This is a genomic window from Sodalis praecaptivus (assembly GCF_000517425.1).
GTDB classification, from domain to species: Bacteria; Pseudomonadota; Gammaproteobacteria; order Enterobacterales; family Enterobacteriaceae; genus Sodalis_A; species Sodalis_A praecaptivus.
This window is the reverse complement of the sequence record NZ_CP006569.1, coordinates 1,166,864-1,185,674: the sequence shown is the minus strand read 5'-3', so window position 1 is coordinate 1,185,674 and position 18,811 is coordinate 1,166,864. Positions and strand designations below refer to the sequence as shown.

Here is an 18,811-nt window from a genome sequence, read left to right as displayed (position 1 = left end):
GAACATCACAGAGTAAACATCATGCAAACCATATCATCACGCCCGACACGGGCGACTCAGCCCTGCCTGTCACCCGTTGAAATCTGGCAGCAGCTGCTAACTCATCTGTTATCGCAGCACTATGGCCTGACGCTGAATGACACACCGTTCAGTAATGAAACCACCATTCAGGAACATATCGAGGCAGGGGTATCTCTCAACGATGCGGTGAATTTCTTGGTCGAAAAATACGGGCTTGTCCGTATCGATCGGATAGGATTTTCGTGGCAAGAGCAGACTCCGTACATTTCCGTAGTAGATATTTTGCGAGCAAGGCGCCATATCGGCTTGCTAAAAAACCAACGCGAGATAAACGCTTAAATACAGAGCAGACTAAAGGAAAGCAAAATGCTAATCTCACAGCCGAAGAGGCTCCTGCTGTAACCTCCCCTCCCCTGCAAAAAACCTGACATTTTCTTTTAGGACCAACAATGGGACCAAAATGAAAATTGAACTGAAGGTTATCAGCTATTAAACAACAAGTTACACAACCAATTCAGACTCCGCCAGCCCTGATGAAGTTCTAAGAGCCCGCACGGCGCAAGCCCTGCGGGTTTTTTTGTGCCCGTATCCATCCGAAACAATCCGCCGGCATCCAGTGATAATGGGTAAACATGCCGGTGCTCGTCATAATGTGAAATGTAGACGTATACCGTGTATGGATGCAGATCAGTGAGGGCACGGGTTTTACCCCCTCACAACAGCGTGTTAATTTTAAAAGCCAGACAATTATAAACGGCGTCACCCTGCGTGAGGGAGACGGAAGTATCCCACTTAGCAAAACATTGGGTAAGATGGCGTGGCGCTTTAGCAACCCGCGCTCAATTCCATCCAAACTCATGGCAGTTAAGCGACAGCATAAGTTCCCTCTATCGCCTAATCATACATGGTACCGCTATCCCCTGATTACAAGAGGTTTAGGGAATGAGGACACCGACAAGTGCAAACCGTGGACTACTTTTTCCTAATAAGAATGATTCGTAGCAGCTTGTGAACCGTCAAACAGCTAACGCTACTCCAAAGAGGTTTGGAAACCACGGCTAAAACTTGTAATGGTACAGCCGCCTTGGCGCCGGTTACAGGTGACCGGTGAGATAGCTGGCGTACACCGGGCGATTTTGCCACCTAGGCACAGTTTACTGCCTTTACGCGGCCACCTCGCGCAGCCTGTTTAAGTTCGTCCGCAAGGCCGGCTGGGCTTATCCCATGTTCCTAATTGACCCCGCGGAACGGAAACCGGTTCAGGCCGATTTTTTACGTCTCAGGCCAAAGTGAGCACGTCACACATGTACCCGTATGTACTCAATCCTTAACGCCTCATTGTTTAACGATAGGCTTTAGATTAATCAAAATTAGACGTGCGCAGGGTAAGCATTTTTCCTAAAAACGATTTTTATATTTACTGCTTCATTTGCAGATTGAGATGTTGATCATTGTTTGACCAGCCAGCCTTTTATAAATTACATAAAAAATAGCTATCAAAAATGGAAAAAAAACATGGATGAAATTAATAAAATGCAAATTAAGCCTTTCCTTTCGATACTTTTAGGCTCTAGCGAAGCCGATGCCGACGCCGGGAAAATTCATGCAACGATAGCCGAAATTATTGAGACAGAAGGTCGTAAAGATCAAATAGTAGAAATGCATCCTGCAAGACAAGATGCTGCGGGTGAAACCTTACTCTACTATTCCCATTACGAGGTTCTAAAAAAACCAAGTTGGTTTAAGGGTGATAACTTAACCGACGTTGAAAATCACATATTCATCACCTTTAACCTCAATAATACCTTTGCCTTCTACATGTCTGAAAAAGGCATGAAAGATGAAATCAGAACGTATTTTTTTACGCCGCGGCTACCTAACCTCAAAGTTATTAATATAAATCATCTTAATTATCTATTTATTAATGAAGATGAGATCAAAATGTTATGGCTATCTGGGATACATGGCAGAAAAAGTTTTAAGGCAGATTCTAAAGTATTAGGCGGAGAAAGTGTTGCCGAGACTTTAAATCCTCTGGAGGACCAATCTTTTACTATGTCTGCTGTCCGAACCTCTTTAGAAGGCACCGAAACAACAGTTGGTCTCAATCCCTACAAGTCATCTTTGTGGCGCGGACCCTGTAAGAATTGGGAAACTTTTGAAAACAGGGTGCTCGAGATATTAGACAAGATTGATAAAAACGGCGATGAAATTGAAAATCCGATTAGCATTCTAGCCATACCTGTTGCCGATATGACAGGCATTCAAAATCTATATGACTTATCATTTTTAGATCCCGAGTATAATAGCCATGGATTAAGTGAAAATAAACTTGAACGATTGCGTAATATTCATAGCGACTTTACCTATAAGATAATGGACACGCTACACTCACCACAAATAAAATTAGAGGTGTTCAAAAATAACGTAAGCATTGGCAATATCATGCTGTTGCCAAAAATCAATGATTTTGACATTAACTTTGAGTTAACCGAGTCTTATCCTAAACACGGAAAAAAACAAGATCTGGAGTATTTTTCCCATATATTTAAGTCCCCCGAAGTAGTAAAATGCTGGTATGAATCTGGTCATACCATCGTTAACAGCCGAGTATTCAAAACAAAGTATCGTGACATTCCCTTTAATAACTTCATTTGGGCGGATTTTGAAGACTTTGACATTCTAAAAGAAAAACCTGAAGTTAATGGTAAAATCGCACTCAATAAGATAGGTTATCAGAAATCCCTCTTTTGCTGGATAAAGCAGCATTGGAGCGGGCTTTGGGGTTCCCATGAAGATTTTTTGACTACAGATAGACCCACGGGTTGGCTTTTCTGCGACGATGGTGCGGGAGAAAAAGCAGATTTTTTACATATTGTTCAGCACAATGATAACCTTTTCTTTTCTTTGATTCACATCAAAGCCGCCAATACCAGCAGTGCTGAAAGAAGAATTTCAGTGGGTGCTCACGACATCGTCATTAACCAAGCAATCAAAAACCTTCGATATATCAACAGAAAAATACTTGCTGCTGAATTAAAAGAACGGTCTAAAAAAGCAGCGATTAAATACTGTTGGAAAGATGACAAAATCAGTGACCACAATTCATTTATAGATGCTATAGCATCATTTGAACGAGAAAGCAGAATTAGGTTTAGAGTAATAATTGTACAACCTCATACGATGAAAAGCTATTATACGCAAAACGCTCAGTCTGCTATCAGGAAGCAATTAGACGTTCTCCTGGTTAGCGCCGAGGCGGCAATCAAAGCATCCGGGGCTGAATTTTATATCATCGGTCATGACGATACTCAGCCACAAAATCGGCTTCGCCCTTGAAGAGGATCAATGATATTATTGCGTCACATTAAGGTACATCGCAGCATGTTGCATGGTGTTAACCGAAAGTGGAAAGACAGTACAGTTATGGCATTAGGCTCCGCCACTGTATAGCGCAAGTTGGACCCTTCTCCCCTTTGTCACTCTGTCACTCTGTCACTCTGTCACCACGGGAAGGGGAAGGGCCTGCCGCTTCCTGAGCCGGTTATATTTATCACCCCCAGCAGCGCTGCACATGCCGGCGCAATAATGTAAAGCGGCGACAATCGGCTACGGCGCATCAATAGCACCGACACGAAAACGGGTATTAGCGCTACGCGTGACTTATGAACAAGACTGACGAACGGCTTGGTGGTTATCATCGAATGCGAGGTATCATTCTCGCCTACGACCAAATTAGTCCCAACGTGTTAAACCCGATTTAGCTATTGCTAGTCAACACATACCTCCTCGAAAAGTTGACAAGTAATAAACCTGCGGTGGGTATCAAATGGCATGAATGAGCATGACGATGTCGTTAATACACTCACATTTTTTATTGCAATCATCCGATCTATAACAATCAAATTAATAAGAAAAGCATATAATAGATAATACCTATTACATTCATCACTTTATGTACTGTAGTCATATTTCTATTGATCTACGGTTTTCATATGGCTACTATCAACTTCCGGAAATTGACTTTCGGACTTTTGCTAAGGAAATCGTTAAAATGAACCCATTTTATGTAGGCACCGTTGCAAACTACAATGCTTCTTCACTGGCACAGGCCGCGGCCCAGCGTGATAGGGCCAGCGCGGTCTGTTCCCCGGCGCAAATAAAGAAAATAGAAGAAGCCAACGCTATCCCTGGTCTTTACAATATTGACGAATTAGCGCCTGGGCTAATAACAGCGCTGGATACCCTATCGCGAGGTTTATTCGACCTTGATGCCGAGATAAGCAGACTATATAAAAAGGTATACACCTCTTGCTATAATGCGGCACGGCAAGATGAAGAGTCTCGTAAGGTTGACAAGCAGAAATTAGCCGATCGGTTCTCTCGTTTCAAAGGTTTGCTAAATTTTGCTGTAGACCTCTTCAATGAATGCCACTATTTTCATATTAAAAAACTTTCAATGAGAAATTTCATTACGAGTAAAATGAGTAATGAAGATTATAAAAAAATCCAGAGCCACTCAACCTTTATTAATACCTATCATGTCGATAAATTATGGCCCCCCCATGGGATAACGGTTGACAAAGATAAGGACGTTCAAGAGGCGATAGAAAAGTTTCATCCCATGAGAGAAGCCGCGCGTTTAGTGGAGCAGCATTTCAATACGCTGAGAAACACCTATATTATGCTGGAAGAAAATGCATTATCGCTGTATAGAGAAACCTTCGCATTAGATATCGTTGATCCTCAAGGGAATCATATCCCTCTATCCCCAGGAAAATCAGCTGTCGATATCGAAACCTATGTCGAAGCGCTGCTTAAGCTTTACTACTTTAATAACATTACGTCTAAAATAGTCGAAGAAAACAATTTCATTGATAGATTTATGTTTGAACATCGCTACCGACTTACGGTCCATTTTAAACATTTGCTGTCAAGCGATCTTGAGGCGCTAAAAAACAATAAGTCTATTCCCGCCTTCGAGAAAAGTGCCTACTCCGTTATAGATGGTTAATACCGCGAGCGCGGTTAGCGCGGTAGGGTTAACGAAAATGTTAAGCGGTCAGTTTGGCGTTACGCTTATGCGCCGCTGGGCCATTGCGGCCCGCCCCTGGAAAATAGTGATGCCGACCCGCCTGTGGAATCGGCAAGCCGATCTGAAAAATGCTTGCATGGTACATTCAACCACACAAGCATTGCCGGGCTTACGCTATTGTCATAAGCTCTTGATGTCCCATTAACATCTCTTTTCATGGTGCCGAAAGTAAAAGGCATCGGCACCGGGGCATCGGTATCGGCATCGGTATCGGTATCGGCATCGGTATCGGTATCGGTATCGGCATCGATATCGGCATCGGTATCGGTATCGGTATCGGTATCGGTATCGGTATCGGTATCGGTATCGGTATCGGTATCGGTATCGGCAAATTATCATTCGTTTGCGCCGCTAGCGTGCGCGATTAATACCAGGACGGCTTATCACCCTCGGTGCCGGGTTTATTTACGCCGACGGAACCACGTACCGCTCGTTTAGGATCCCGCGCCAATTTTACCACAAGGTCGGCGACGCTTTTGCGTGAAACCTCCGTGCCTCTGAAAGGTTCCCCCTTCTGAGTGAGCTCATAATCCACTTCGTCCCTGTCGGTGAGCCAGGCTGGCCGCACAATCGTATAGTCCAGCGACGAGGACTCGATAACGTTGGCGGCGGCGCTGTAAGGTTCAAGATAACCATCGTCCAACATCTTATGGTTCCACTTGCCGAAAGCACCGGGAACTTCGTCGTAAATACCCAGGGTCGAAATCCATATAAGACGTGGGACAGCAGCCGCTTCAAGCGCGCTAACGGTCGATCGCGCCTGATCCTCAATGTCGTCACCCGCCAGATTTGCATAGACGATATCTTGGCCTTGTACGACTTCCTGTAGATGTCGCGTGTCCGTGACATCGCCTTCGATTACCCTGACATGTTCACTCGCCAGCTTGTGCAGACGTGCCGATTGGCGTAAATACAGCGTCAGAAAGCCCACCTTTTGCCCGAGAAATTGCTTAATGGCGTGCTGCGCGATCTTCCCGGCGGCACCAAGAATGAGAATGTTGCTCATAGCACACACCTTATTTCGTTTATCTCCACCATTGGAGAATGATGATGAAATTCGATCGGTTGTGATCTTAGCCAACAGGCTTTCTTAATCGTAGTCTATGGACCGTGGCGGACCCTATAAAAGTGGCATCGCCGCTAAGCAGCCTGTTGTCATCGCCAAGATAAGAAACCACGCCTCGCGATGATAGGCTTATGGGTGATTGACCGACAAATCGCGCAGGTCCCGGTTATTCTCTTTGCGGCGTTGGCTTGCGCTCTCAGGGATAGAGCCAATCTTCGGGCCAGACGGAATATGCCCTATTCAAGCAAGCTACCGCCGTGTTTTATACGGGCGAGATCCGCTGAGGGTGGTCGGCCGAACAACCGCGAATAATCTCTGCTGAACTGCGTATGGCTTTGATAACCGACAGACAGCGCAATGGTGGTGATAGTCTCCCCACGGGCGGCAAGCTTTGCCCGCGCCTGCATTAACCTGATCCTTTTTTGATATTGCACCGGGCTTAGCGCTGTGATTGCCTTAAAGTGACGATGAAACGCCGAAACGCTGAGCGCAGCCATATCAGCCAGCGCGTCAACCCTCACGGCCTGCATATAGTTCTGCTTTAGCCAATTTACCACCGCATAAATTCGTGACAGATGGGTTTCGGGTGTTGCAATATCGCGTAGCATCCAGCCAAGCGGACCCTGGAGAACCCGGAACAGAATTTCCCGTTCATACGCCGGCGCCAGCGCGGCAATTTCCTCGGGCTTGTTCATCAGACGTAACAGTCTTATCCAGGCATCCAATAATTCGACCGTAACGGGCGCGACAGCAAAGCCCGAATCACAACGCGCGGCGGTGTCCGAGGCGGGCAATCCGGCCAGCAGGTCCGCGATAATTTCCGGTTCGGGCGTCAGACTAACGGCAAGATAAGGCGCGCCGGTCTTTTTATCCGCATAAACTTTACCGACGGCTGGCAAATCCACCGACATCACGAAGTAAGTGGCAGGATCGTATTGGTAGGTTCTGTTCCCCACCGTCATGCTTTTTGATCCGGTCAGGATCAGATTAATCATCGGTTCATATATCGCGGCTAATCGATGCTCAGGGATCTCCCCTTGAACCATCGCCACGCGGGGTATACCGGTCACAGTACGCTGATTCCCGGCCCCGGAAGCCAGCGCACGGAGTTCATACAATTGTTCTTCCATTATCAATACATACCACGCCCCGGTATCCGCAACAACATAAAAGCAGAATCAGGCAATGATTGAAGAGAATTGCATGAGCCAGAATTACAGCGCCGGCGTACGCTTGCCCAAGTCAAACGTTACCCTGAAGGCGGAATTTATGCGTTGTGTTTTGATTACCGGTGGTTGGATTAATGCCCAGACACTGGAGGTTTCCGGCAGCCATATCATTTGCGAGAGGAGCACAACATGCTGGATCATATCTTTATTACCGTAAGCGATATACCGCGTTCTATTGCTTTTTATGCGAAGGTATTGCCCCTTCTGGGTATAACCCGGCGCCACGACTATGACGGCAAAGACGGCCCCCCAGGCCACCCCGACTTGAAGGGGTTTGGCGCCAACGGACGGGTATTTTTCTGGCTAAGACAAGGAACGGTGGCAACGGATGCCGTGCATATTGGATTTGTTGCCCACTCGGAAGAGGAAGTCAATAAGGCCCATGCCCAAGCCCTAGCGGCAGGCGCGACGGAAATACATCCCCCGGGAGCACAACGCCACTATGACCCGCGCTATTATGCGGCTCAAGTTCGGGACCCCGATGGCTATAGCCTTGAATTTGTCTACAAGCAGTGGCAGCACTAACAGGATAAACCTTTATGCTTGACGGCGTACTGGCTTTCAACCGCGGTATGTCTCTGAAGCCTCAAGGGTTAACGCTCAACTGTAGGAGAACATGATGTCTGTCATTGACCATCTTGAAATTGCGGTAACGGATGCAGAACTTTCGCGACAATTTTATCAGCAGGCGCTGGCGCCACTGGGGTTTCGCCTGGTGATAACCGTCGACCCGGCCCATAACCGCACGGGAGGTTTTCGCCATGGTCTTGGACCCGAGGGGTATCCACGTCTTTGGCTGCACGATTGTGCTTCGACGGTTGCGCCAGTGCATGTGGCCTTTTCTGCTCGAGAGCGCGCCACCGTAGACCAGTTCTGGGCGGCCGCCATACGGGCTGGCGGTAAAGATAATGGCGCGCCGGGGATACGCCGCCATTACCACGACCATTATTATGCAGCCTACATTCTGGATCCTGATGGCAATAATCTGGAAGTCGTGTGTCAACAGAGATAAACCAAAGCATCAGGTAAAAATACCCGGCAAAAAAGGGTGCAACAACCTATGGCATTATGACGCCGTTTCTGACCGAGCGCGCCCTATAAACTAGGCCGCTTTGGAGGACTAGCGATGAGCACGCGGTTCACCGGCGCAGGGAACGGACGTCAAGGAGAACATTTCCAATCAGTGAATGATCAGCGTAAACGCTAACGCTAAAAACCCTTGTTGCCGCACGATTATGCCTCACGGGTTCACGCCGGCGGCTTAACCGGTGCCGGCGCGATAGAGTAAAGCGCTACTGTGGACAAGCCAAAAACCTCTCCAAGACCATGACGCCGTGAAATGAGCTCACATCAGGCCGGGGTGACGATACATAGCGCAACCGTGAATAACTTAAGCAGCGTCATTCTGTGATATTGCGTTTATTTTTAATACTAGCGGCAATGTCGCCCTGTTCGGAGGTCATTGGCGGTGGAATATAAATAATTGCAGAGACCACAGTGGCAATGCCAGTGCTCATCAACGCGGGGTTCGCGATCGACACGCCCACCAGCAGCGTGGTGATGCCAATAGCCGTAGTAATTGACTTGGGGTGTTTTTTGATAAAGGCGATGGCCGTATTTTTGACACTCATCACTTTACTGGCAAATTTATACACTTTCCCCATTACCGCCGCGCGTGAAAGGCGTCCTGCCCCACCCTTTTCTGCCCCTGTGAATTTGCTGTCTTCTCTACTTGCAGTGCACTTTTGCGATGCGCCATTGGCATAAAGAAATATAGTCATATCGGCCTCTTTAATATTATATAAACGCCCAGAGATCTTAAGCCCAACGTAATTTCAATACCATTAAAATTCGGCACCTAAGCAGCATTACTGCTTGGACCCACCTTACATCGCGTACGGCACTAATCGTTAAATAAGGTCTTCTTTTTACTGACTCCTTGGCCAGTATATTATTATCAGGCATTCAGGCAAAACAGATGCCGGCATAGAGACATGTCATTTAAACAATAACACTATCAGGACTGTTTTTTCATATCATATTATGCTTCCTCACGTAGGCCGCCAGTAGGGGAAACTTCGCTTCATTCACTCTCACCTCACTGATAATTTCCTCTAATAAACTAGACGTCTTTCCTGTTTTTAGTTTATCAATTTTCGCGTAAATATCTCCATTTAACGGGCCATGGTAATATTTCTCTGATTGCCTGCAAGCCAGAGGCGAATTTGCAGCTAAGTTAGCGTCATTGTGCCCGGTCACATTATGATGATTGTCACCTCGGTTTTCGTGAAGGTTATTCCTTGGGCTAACGAATGAGGGAATAGGTGATCCTGAACGCTGGAGTTGATTCTCACCACGGCCGATAGAAGCAGGTTCCGCATATAAGGGTTGGTCATAACCAGAGATAGCATAGGCAGGCTCGGCATAAACGGGCTCAGCATACAGGGGCTCCTCAAAGGCACAAATAGCATTGACAGGCTCGGCATACAGAGGTTCCTCATCATCAGAGAAAGCATCGGCCGGCTCGGCATAGACGGGTTCGGCATACATCTTTTCGCCCCAGCCAGATTGGTGGGAGAGGGGCTTGTCATAAAAGGGTTCGCCCAGTGTTAAAAGCCCCTTCCAACCATTGTCATTGAGTTCATTTGCGAACATCTCGTTTCTGCTTTGGTAAAGAGATTTAAGGGATCTCGCAAAACAATGCAGCCAATGCTCTTCGGACTCTACAATATTTATCTCGGCCAGTTTGGCCTTTTCTTCCAGGTCAGAATAAAGCCTTGCATAAAAATCAAAGGTTTTCATTTGCAATGAAACCCACGCCTGGGCAAGCTCGGGATGCCGCGCGAGGCGATCTTTGGCCGCGTCACTCAACAAGTGTAGAGATAACCTGCCTTGATTCGCTTGTGATACCCCATTAAATTCATTGCGTTCTTTATCGTAACTAATACTGCTTATGGCGCATCCGACGGTTTTATCGCCAACATGGGCCGGAAGCAGAAATTCACTGTCATTCGTTAACGCATGGCGTTGTATTGCCCTGATATCTCCCTCATGCTTACCATAGCACAGGCTCTGCCCCTTCATGACGCCCGCAATAGAGAAACTGAACCGATAACTCCCCTCGCCATTGGATGTGACAACGGCGTGGAATTTATCATCATGAATGGGATAAGCCATCCCCTGCAATTGATAAAATGCAATGACTTTTGACAGAGCCTGTTGCGTCGTCATGTTGCCTTCGCCATGCGTAATAACAAAAATCTTTTCCAGCACCTCACAGGTTTTGGTCCCACAAAACCAATCTTTAATTTTATCCCAGAGGTTTAACGCCATGGCGTCCGCTTTGTTGTCACTGTTGATGGCGCGGGCAATTTTGTCACTACTTATGGTTCTATTGAAGGGTAAAAAAGGGGAGGTTTTAATTACAATCGACATAGAGTTCGCCCTTATCAGTATCGCCTCACCATGTAACACAGCGAGATAGCCCTAAATGAACATAATTGCACCACTATAGACGGCACTCTGATTGACACCATCAGGTGATTTACCGAGATATCTTCGGCGTTTTTCCGCGTCGCTCGCAAGCGATGACAGGCATGATAAGCAGGAAAATGAGGCTAAAGCGTGGGATAGTGAGCAGTACCCGGCACGCTTACCCGGGGCAAGCGTGCCTGTGTAAGCGGCGCGTACATCAGGAAGCGTCGGACCGTAGAGATTCCGACCCGAGCGGTGCTTTGGGCGTTATTCGCTGTGGCTCAAGGGCCAGGATTCAAACAGATAACCGTCAAAATAAATATCGTCGACATCAGAAAATTCCAGCAGACGATGTTTGACATTCTCCAGGTGTTGCCACATGGCAAATTTGGCGCCGCGCGGATCTTTTTTGATAAGCGCCGCCAGGATCTGTTTGTGGTCATGCAGCCATTCTTTACGATAACGGGTATTATCCAAATGGCGGTGCAGCTGGATCCACATGGGATTATTTTCGCGCCACTCCCAGGACTGTTTGAACAGCTCGACCAACATGCTGTTATGGGTGGCCGCGGCAACCGCCAGGTGGAAATGCATATCGCCGTTCTCCGCCCCGTCGGGAGAATCAGAGGCCAACTCTTCTTCCTCCAGTTGGAGCGCCTGACGCATTTTTATAATGTCTTCACGGGTGGCCTGCAGGGCGGCAAATTCCGCGATGTTGCTTTCCAGCAGTTGTCGCGCCTGCAGTTGCTCAAACGGGCCCGCATCGTTGCAAACATTTTGCGCACCCTCATCCTTGCCGCCTTGACGCATGTCTGGCGTGCTGATGACAAAGATACCCGCGCCGCGCCGGACCTCGATTAGCCCCTCCAGCTCCAACATAATGAGCGCTTCCCGAATCAGCGTTCGGCTTACGTTTAGCATGTCGGCAATCTCACGCTCGGGAGGTAAGCGTTCATTGAGCGCGTAGCGCTTTTGCGCAATCATGTCGCGCAGGATGCTGCCCACTTGCTGGTACGGACGCTGTTGTATAAGACTCGATTTCATCGTGGCTTTATCTATGTCGGTTAACATCTCTTAAAGAGAAGGAAGCGGCGCAATCGCGGGGGAAGCCCCAACCACGCCGATACCTGGCCCGTTAGCTATAATGTCACACTTACGGCCGCAATACCATTTTGGGCGCCCTCTCGCCGCTTTGGTTGACCAGCGCCGCTTACTAGCGAGACGGCGTTACCCGATTCGTGCCGTTCCTGACGCGCGGATATCAGCGCGTACTGGCCCGGCGCGCTAACGGCACAGCGCTTCCACCGCGGCTCTAGCCCCTACCCGGCACAGCTGTTCATAGGCCTCGGTGACCGCCGTGACGAAGCGCGCATTCGCCGGCAGATCGTCACCGAAAATAGCGCGGATGCCGAGCAACGCCTGCACACGCTCAGGACCGCGCGGATACCGTTGATTAAGCGTTTGGAAGGTGCCGCTTAAGGGATCCACCACCTCAATGGCATTGCCCTGCTCGTCCTCACCCAGGATATAACGCATCCAGCCCGCGACCCCCAAGGCCAGATGACGAAAATCCGTCCCCTCCGCCACGTGCTGACGTATCGGATCCAGCATGCGCTGCGGCAGTTTCTGGCTGCCGTCCATGGCGATTTGCCAAGTGCGGTGACGTAGTGAAGGATTGCTGAAGCGCTCGATTAGCCCTTTGGCATATGCCGCCAAATCCGTGCCGGCCGGCATCGATAGCGTCGGCGCCTGTTCCTGCATCATCAGCGCCAGGGCGGCCTGGCGATATTGCGCATGGGTCATGGTATCGGCGATAGCATCACATCCCCCCAGGTAACCCAAATAGGCCAAAAAGGAGTGGCTGCCGTTAAGCATGCGCAGTTTCATCATCTCAAAGGGAACCACGTCATCCACAAACTGTGCACCGACCCGGTCCCAATCGGGGCGGCCATTAACGAAGTTATCTTCTATGACCCATTGGCGAAAGGGTTCGCAGGCGATGGCGCAGGGATCGTCAACCCCAAGGGCATCGGCAATCTCCTGCAACGCTTGCGGCGTCGCGGCGGGCACGATGCGATCAACCATGGTGCAGGGGAACGTCACCTGCTGCGCTATCCAGTCGGCGAGGCCGGCGTCACGCGCCCGGGCAAGCCCCAAGACCGCTATGCGCGCCACCTGACCATTTTCACGCAGGTTGTCGCAGGACATCACGGTAAACGGCCGCAGACCCTGTTGCCGGCGCAGACGCAGCGCTTCAACAATGTAGCCGATGGCGGATTTCGGCCGATCCGGCGTGGCCAGATCGTGCTTAATCAGCGGATGATTAAGATCGAGTTCACCGCTGGCCGGCTCGGCGCAGTAGCCTTTTTCGGTGACGGTTAGCGAAACGATGGCCGTTTCCGGACGCACCAGAGCATCAAGGATCGCGCGGCAGCCATCCAGCTCGGGATGCAGCGCTTCTTTCATTGAACCGATGACTTTGAGTTCGGTGGCGTCGGCGCCTTTTTCGGCGACGGTATACAGGCACCGCTGCTTGCGTAAGGCTTCAATCAAGAGCCGATCGTTGCCCGGCATCAGGTTGACTTCGCAATATCCCCAGTCCGACGCCGTCGTTTCCAGCAGATGGTGAGTATATAGCGCTTGATGGGCGCGATGAAAAGCGCCACAGCCCAAATGCACCATCCGCGCCGCCAGGCGTGAAGTATCCCAGGCGGGCCGGGCGACGCTCAGCGTGCCCGTGGCGATAGTTGTTTCCATTAATGCCTCCTGCCATTCGGTCTGCCGGGGCAGTGCACCCTGGGCAAACCGAACAGAATAGAATTAAACGGCACGGGCGTTGCCGTGCCTAAGCGGTTTAGCGATCGGCAAAAAAGACGCGCTGAATGGCCAGTTCAAGGCCGCGTATTTCCGCCAGCCCTTTGAGCCGGCCGATGGCGGAATAGCCCGGATTGGTTTTCTTTTTCAGGTCGTCGAGCATCTGGTGCCCGTGGTCGGGGCGCATCGGAATCGCGTCTTCCCGTCCGGCGTCCTTACGCCGCTGCTCTTCGTGTGCGATAGCCTTGACAACCGCAAACATGTCCACGTCTCCCGCCAGATGCGCGGCTTCATGGAAACTTTTAGGATTACTTTCCCGCTGGGTCGAGCGTAAGTGAGCAAAGTAAATCCTCGGCCCGAACCGCTCGGTCATCGCCGCCAAATCGTTGTCGGCGCGCACGCCATAGGAGCCGGTACACAGGGTAAAGCCGTTAGCCATACTGTCTACGGTATCCACCATCCACTGCATGTCATCCGCCGTGGAAACAATACGCGGCAGTCCCAGGATGGGCCGCGGCGGATCGTCGGGATGCACCGCCATGCGCACCCCCACCTCTTCCGCCACCGGAATAATGGCGCGCAGGAAATAGGCGAAGTTTTCCCGTAATTTGCCGTGATCGATCCCCTGATAGCGCGCGAGCTGGGCGCGAAATTGTTCCAGCGTATATCCCTCTTCGGCGCCCGGTAAGCCGGCGATAATATTGCGGGCGAGGCGCGTTTTGTCCTCGGCGCTCATCTCGGCAAAGCGCTGGGCCGCCTGAGCGATCTCCTCCGCGCTGTAGTCCGCTTCAGCGCCCGCACGTTGCAGGATATGCAATTCAAACACGGCGAAAGCTATCTGGTCGAAGCGCAAGGCTTTGGCGCCGTCCGGCAATACATATTCCAGATCCGTGCGCGTCCAATCCAAAATCGGCATGAAGTTATAACACACCGTCCGGATCCCGCATTCGGCCAGGTTCCTCAGCGTTTGCTGGTAATGACGGATCCACAGATCGTAGTTGCCGCTGTGGGTTTTGATATCCTCATGAATCGGCACGCTCTCCACCACGGACCATTCAAGCCCCGCCGCTTCCACTATCGCTTTGCGCTGCAAGATGTCTTCCACCGTCCAGACCTCGCCATTCGGGATCTGATGTAATGCCGTGACGATGCCTGTGGCTCCGGCCTGTCTCGCATCAGCCAGCGAGACCGGATCGTTAGGGCCATACCAGCGCCAGGTCTGTTTCATTTTCCACCTCATCGATAAGCGATCATCGTGCAGCCTCGAGCATACACGTAGCGTAATGCGCAAATTGGTCTACCAAAAAAATCGATTTTTGGCTACCACCTGCTATTTTGGCCTATAAATTCCGCCAAAACCCGCCAGATGTCAACCATGATGCGCAATTTGGTTAACCAAATCACATTTTATCGCCGTCTAGAGGGAACGCCGTACCGTTTAACCTTGCGGCCGTCCGTCTTATTAACGGCGTGATAACGGCCTGCGGGGCGATAAGTTATTGACCGCCAATTGACCCTACGCCCGCCAAGAATGACGGCATAATCGGTTTACCGGCGGCCACTGGATGCCGCTACAGCCACGATAGGGAGATCGCATCATGACGCACGCGCTACGGTTTTTTCTTTTGCTCAGCATCAGCATCAGCGGCGGCGGTTGGGCGCAATCGCGCCTCGACCGTATTTTGCAACAGGGGGTATTAAAGGTCTGTACCACAGGCGATTATCGGCCTTATAGCTTTTTACGCGCCGACGGCCGTTATGAAGGCATCGATATCGCGATGGCGCAATCGCTGGCCGACAGTTTGCCGGCCCGTATCCAGTGGGTACCGACCACCTGGAAGAGCCTGATGAGAGATTTTAGCGCGCGCGACTGCGATATCGCCGTGGGCGGGGTTTCCGTTACGCTGGATCGCCAAAAACGAGCCAGTTTCTCGCTGGTGCTCAGCGTCGAGGGCAAAATACCGCTGGTACGCTGCGTGGACCGGCCTCAACTGCATAGCATTGAGCAGATGAATCAATCGGCGGTGCGGATCATCGCCCCAGCGGGAGGGAGCAATGAAGCGGTGGTGCGTAAACACTTGCCGCGCGCGACGCTGATGTTGAGCCATGACAACGCGGCTATTTTCCAACAATTGGTTGACCAAAAGGCGGATGTCATGATTACCGACGTGGAGGAAGCCTTGTTTCAGCAGCAACGTTATCCATCATTGTGCGCCGTGCAACCCCATGTGCCGATACAGTACGGCGAAAAAGCCTATATGCTGCCGCGGGACGATAGCGTATGGAAAAGGTATGTCGACCAGTGGCTGCATCTGCATCAGGCAGACGGCAGTTATCGTGCGCTGGCCCGCCAATGGCGGGCGGCGACAGCCGGCTAGCGGCGGCGGCCCCATTGGCAGGCGGCCGCCCTCGGCTGAAAGCGCGTGGCAAGCGTCAGGCGTTCACCCTTTACGCCGGCTTAAAAGTCATAGCCGACCGTGGCCATTACCGAACGTTCCGCGCCCCAATAGCAGTAACCGGTGCCATAACAAGCCGCGACGTAGTCGCGATCGGTGAGGTTGTTGGCATTCACCTGTACATATGCGCCTTTCAGGCGGCCGTCCCACGCCCCCAAATCGGCGCGCAGCGATGCGTCCAGGAGCGTCACGGACGGCACGCGGGTGGTGTTTTCGTTATCCGCCCACTGCTTACCGATATAACGGACGCCGGCGCCTACGCTGATGCCATAATCAAAGCGGTAATGGCCCCAGAAGGATGCGGTTTGGTTGGGGGTAACATAAGGGGTATGGCCGTCATTGCCGTCTACGGAGTCTTTAAAGCGAACGTGATTAAGAGAATAGCCGGCAAGGGTGCTCAGGCGAGGGGTGATTTGGTTATGGGCCTCAAGCTCAATTCCCTGTGAGTGTACTTTTCCCGACGGGGTATAGGTGGCGGTAATGATATCGCGATTGGCGACGTCTTTTTGCATCAAATCATAAACGGCGATGGTATAGAGACTCGAGCTGCCCACAGGTTGATATTTCAGGCCGGCCTCATATTGTTCGGCGGTGGTCGGTTTGAGTAAATTGCCGTCGGCGCCGGTCAGTGATGTTGGCGTGATGGCCTGGCTATAGCTGATATAGGGCGATACCCCGTTGGCAAAGGCGTACAACAGCGAAGCCCGACCGCTGATGTGATCATCGGCGCGGCGAACCGAGGTGTCATAGCTGTGGCTAACCTGCTTGGACACGATACGATCGTAGCGGCCCGATACATCCAGGTGCCATTGATCCATGACCATTTCATCTTGCAGATAAACGCCGGTCTGGTAATAACGACGTTGATTGTTATTGTCATTATAGTAACCGGGAATCGTCAATGCAGGATCCTGGAACAACGCGCTGCCCGCGGAGGCGCCGGTGGCGGCATTTAAATAGGTCCCATAGGCGCCGCCGTCCCACAAATCATTTTTATATTGATGATATTCCGCGCCAAGCACCAACTTATGATCAACGGCGCCGGTATTGAAATCCGCCTGCGCCCGGTTATCCATCGCAAACGCATCCAGGGAGGAGCGCTCGCCGGTATAATAACGGCTCAGCAAATCGCTATCCCCTACCCAGCCGCCTTGATACACCTGATCAATCGAGACATTGGCATGCGTATAACTCCCGGTGGAATGTACCGACCAGGTATCGTTGAAGGTATGCGAAAAATCATAACTGTAAATTTGCTCCCGGCGCTTATATTGATCCATATCGCTCTCGCCGTCATAAAAGCTGCGGCTTAAACGGGAACCGTGGCGCTCGCTCAGGCTACCGTCGGCCGGCACCGCGCTGTGATAGCCTCCAGACGGATCTTTTTGCAAATACGCTTTGAGCAACAAGGTGGTGTTTTCATTGGGTTGCCACATCAGCGCAGGGGAAATCGCGTAGCGTTCCTCGCGGGTATGAGCGTATTGGGTATCGCTGCTGCGGGTCATGCCGGTTATACGAAAAGCCCATTGATCGTTAATGGCATTGGTATAGTCAAACGCGCCGCCTTGGGTATTTTGCGTGCCGCCATAGAGCCGAAAATGCCCTTCTTCGATGAATTGCGGGCGTTTGGTGGTCATATTAACCAGCCCGCCCGGTACCGTCTGGCCATAAAGCGCGGATGAAGGGCCTTTAATCACATCCACGCGTTCGAGAAACCACGGATCCACCTGCAGGTTATTATGGCTGCCGCTGTCGCTCATGACTCGTAAACCATCAAGGAAGGTATTATCCACATCACCACCGTGGAATCCACGCAGCGAAATAGTATCAAAACGCGTCGCCGCACCGGCGAAATTGGTGAAAACGCCCGGGGTATAATTCAGCGCCTGATTTAAATCCATCGCGCCCTGATCGTCTATTTGCTGACGGGTAATGACGGAAATGGATTGTCCGGTAGTGATAAGGGGCTTATCGGTTTTGGTGGCGCCGGTGCTGGTCTTGGCGGTGTACCCCGCGGTGGGCGCATCGGCGCCGGCGTCCGGTTGAGCGGTAACGACGATGGTCTCTTCCGCGGCCGCCGTCAGCGGTAGGGCTAAGGCCATAGAGCAAAGGAGCACAGATGTTTTGATCCTGAAAGCGTTAGTCATTCACGTTATCTCTTTCTAAAACCGTACAGCGCCCGCGCGTGTTTCATCTTAAACGCGCGATGATGAAAGCATTCCCTGGCAATTCTGGCTTGAATGCGGATGATAATAATTATCTTTCTATTTATGTTTTGCAAGCATTCTATTTACAAATGCATTAATTATGAAAAATAGTGTTAGGGATGATGTCATTTAGCGTCGGGGATCCGGTTTAACGCGAGTTGACCTGCCGGCATTTACCTGCAATGGGAATACCCTGGCTTTATTAGGGATTAGCGTCCCGTTTCCGGCTTATTTGTGCCCGCAACGGGAATACCCTGGCTTTATTAGGGATTAACGTCCCGTTTCCGGCTTATTTGTGCCCGCAACGGGAATACCCTGTCTTTATTAAGGATTAGCGTCCCATTGCCGGCTTATTTGTGCCCGCAACGGGAATACCCTGTCTTTATTAAGGATTAGCGTCCCGTTTCCGGCTTATTTTAGCTCGCGACGTAAAATAACTGCGCCGTTGG

14 protein-coding genes are annotated in these 18,811 nt (G+C 50.7%); 6 read left to right on the top strand and 8 right to left on the bottom strand.

The window, feature by feature from the left end; all coding sequences use genetic code 11:
• Positions 1 to 21: 21 nt before the first annotated feature.
• The 3 genes from SANT_RS05295 (at position 22) to SANT_RS05285 (ending at position 5,035) form a co-directional block, all read left to right on the top strand.
• Complete coding sequence (locus SANT_RS05295) at positions 22 to 360, top strand: TA system toxin CbtA family protein (protein WP_025421261.1); 339 nt, start codon at positions 22 to 24, stop codon at positions 358 to 360.
• A gap of 1,176 nt (positions 361 to 1,536) precedes the next feature.
• On the top strand, positions 1,537 to 3,360 hold the full coding sequence (locus SANT_RS05290) for a hypothetical protein (protein ID WP_025421260.1): 1,824 nt from the start codon (positions 1,537 to 1,539) through the stop codon (positions 3,358 to 3,360).
• Between the two features lie 715 nt (positions 3,361 to 4,075).
• Positions 4,076 to 5,035 carry an NleF caspase inhibitor gene (locus SANT_RS05285; protein WP_025421259.1) on the top strand — a complete coding sequence of 320 codons (960 nt, stop codon included), beginning with the start codon at positions 4,076 to 4,078 and terminating at the stop codon, positions 5,033 to 5,035.
• Between the two features lie 445 nt (positions 5,036 to 5,480).
• Here the strand turns inward: SANT_RS05285 and SANT_RS05275 are convergent, their stop codons facing one another.
• Both SANT_RS05275 and SANT_RS05270 read right to left on the bottom strand, forming a co-directional pair.
• On the bottom strand, positions 5,481 to 6,122 hold the full coding sequence (locus tag SANT_RS05275; protein WP_025421257.1) for an SDR family oxidoreductase: 642 nt from the start codon (positions 6,120 to 6,122) through the stop codon (positions 5,481 to 5,483).
• 296 nt (positions 6,123 to 6,418) lie between these two features.
• Complete coding sequence (locus SANT_RS05270; protein WP_025421256.1) at positions 6,419 to 7,312, bottom strand: AraC family transcriptional regulator; 894 nt, start codon at positions 7,310 to 7,312, stop codon at positions 6,419 to 6,421.
• A 228-nt stretch (positions 7,313 to 7,540) separates the two neighbouring features.
• Here SANT_RS05270 and SANT_RS05265 point away from each other — a divergent pair, with 228 nt between their 5' ends.
• Together SANT_RS05265 and SANT_RS23215 are read left to right on the top strand one after the other, a co-directional pair.
• Positions 7,541 to 7,936: a VOC family protein gene (locus SANT_RS05265; RefSeq protein WP_025421255.1), complete on the top strand. Its 396-nt coding sequence runs from the start codon at positions 7,541 to 7,543 to the stop codon at positions 7,934 to 7,936.
• A 91-nt stretch (positions 7,937 to 8,027) separates the two neighbouring features.
• Positions 8,028 to 8,423, top strand: a complete 396-nt coding sequence (locus tag SANT_RS23215) for a VOC family protein (protein ID WP_237234652.1) — start codon at positions 8,028 to 8,030, stop codon at positions 8,421 to 8,423.
• 388 nt (positions 8,424 to 8,811) lie between these two features.
• On the opposite strand, the gene SANT_RS05255 is transcribed toward SANT_RS23215, so the two are convergent.
• From SANT_RS05255 to uxuA, 5 genes are all read right to left on the bottom strand, one after another.
• Positions 8,812 to 9,192 carry a hypothetical protein gene (locus SANT_RS05255; RefSeq protein WP_148296241.1) on the bottom strand — a complete coding sequence of 127 codons (381 nt, stop codon included), beginning with the start codon at positions 9,190 to 9,192 and terminating at the stop codon, positions 8,812 to 8,814.
• 250 nt (positions 9,193 to 9,442) lie between these two features.
• A complete protein-coding gene (locus tag SANT_RS05250; protein ID WP_025421252.1) occupies positions 9,443 to 10,846 on the bottom strand; it encodes a hypothetical protein in 1,404 nt (467 codons plus the stop codon).
• A 306-nt stretch (positions 10,847 to 11,152) separates the two neighbouring features.
• Entirely contained in the window at positions 11,153 to 11,929 is a 777-nt protein-coding gene (uxuR, locus tag SANT_RS05245) for a Uxu operon transcriptional regulator (RefSeq protein ID WP_025421251.1), read from the bottom strand.
• 240 nt (positions 11,930 to 12,169) lie between these two features.
• Complete coding sequence (locus SANT_RS05240) at positions 12,170 to 13,642, bottom strand: fructuronate reductase (RefSeq protein ID WP_025421250.1); 1,473 nt, start codon at positions 13,640 to 13,642, stop codon at positions 12,170 to 12,172.
• Positions 13,643 to 13,739: 97 nt separating this feature from the next.
• Positions 13,740 to 14,927 carry a mannonate dehydratase gene (gene uxuA, locus SANT_RS05235; protein WP_025421249.1) on the bottom strand — a complete coding sequence of 396 codons (1,188 nt, stop codon included), beginning with the start codon at positions 14,925 to 14,927 and terminating at the stop codon, positions 13,740 to 13,742.
• A gap of 370 nt (positions 14,928 to 15,297) precedes the next feature.
• Here uxuA and SANT_RS05230 point away from each other — a divergent pair, with 370 nt between their 5' ends.
• Positions 15,298 to 16,077, top strand: a complete 780-nt coding sequence (locus tag SANT_RS05230; RefSeq protein ID WP_025421248.1) for a transporter substrate-binding domain-containing protein — start codon at positions 15,298 to 15,300, stop codon at positions 16,075 to 16,077.
• Positions 16,078 to 16,157: 80 nt separating this feature from the next.
• Here the strand turns inward: SANT_RS05230 and SANT_RS05225 are convergent, their stop codons facing one another.
• Complete coding sequence (locus tag SANT_RS05225) at positions 16,158 to 18,302, bottom strand: TonB-dependent siderophore receptor (RefSeq protein WP_025421247.1); 2,145 nt, start codon at positions 18,300 to 18,302, stop codon at positions 16,158 to 16,160.
• Between the last annotated feature and the right edge of the window lie 509 nt (positions 18,303 to 18,811).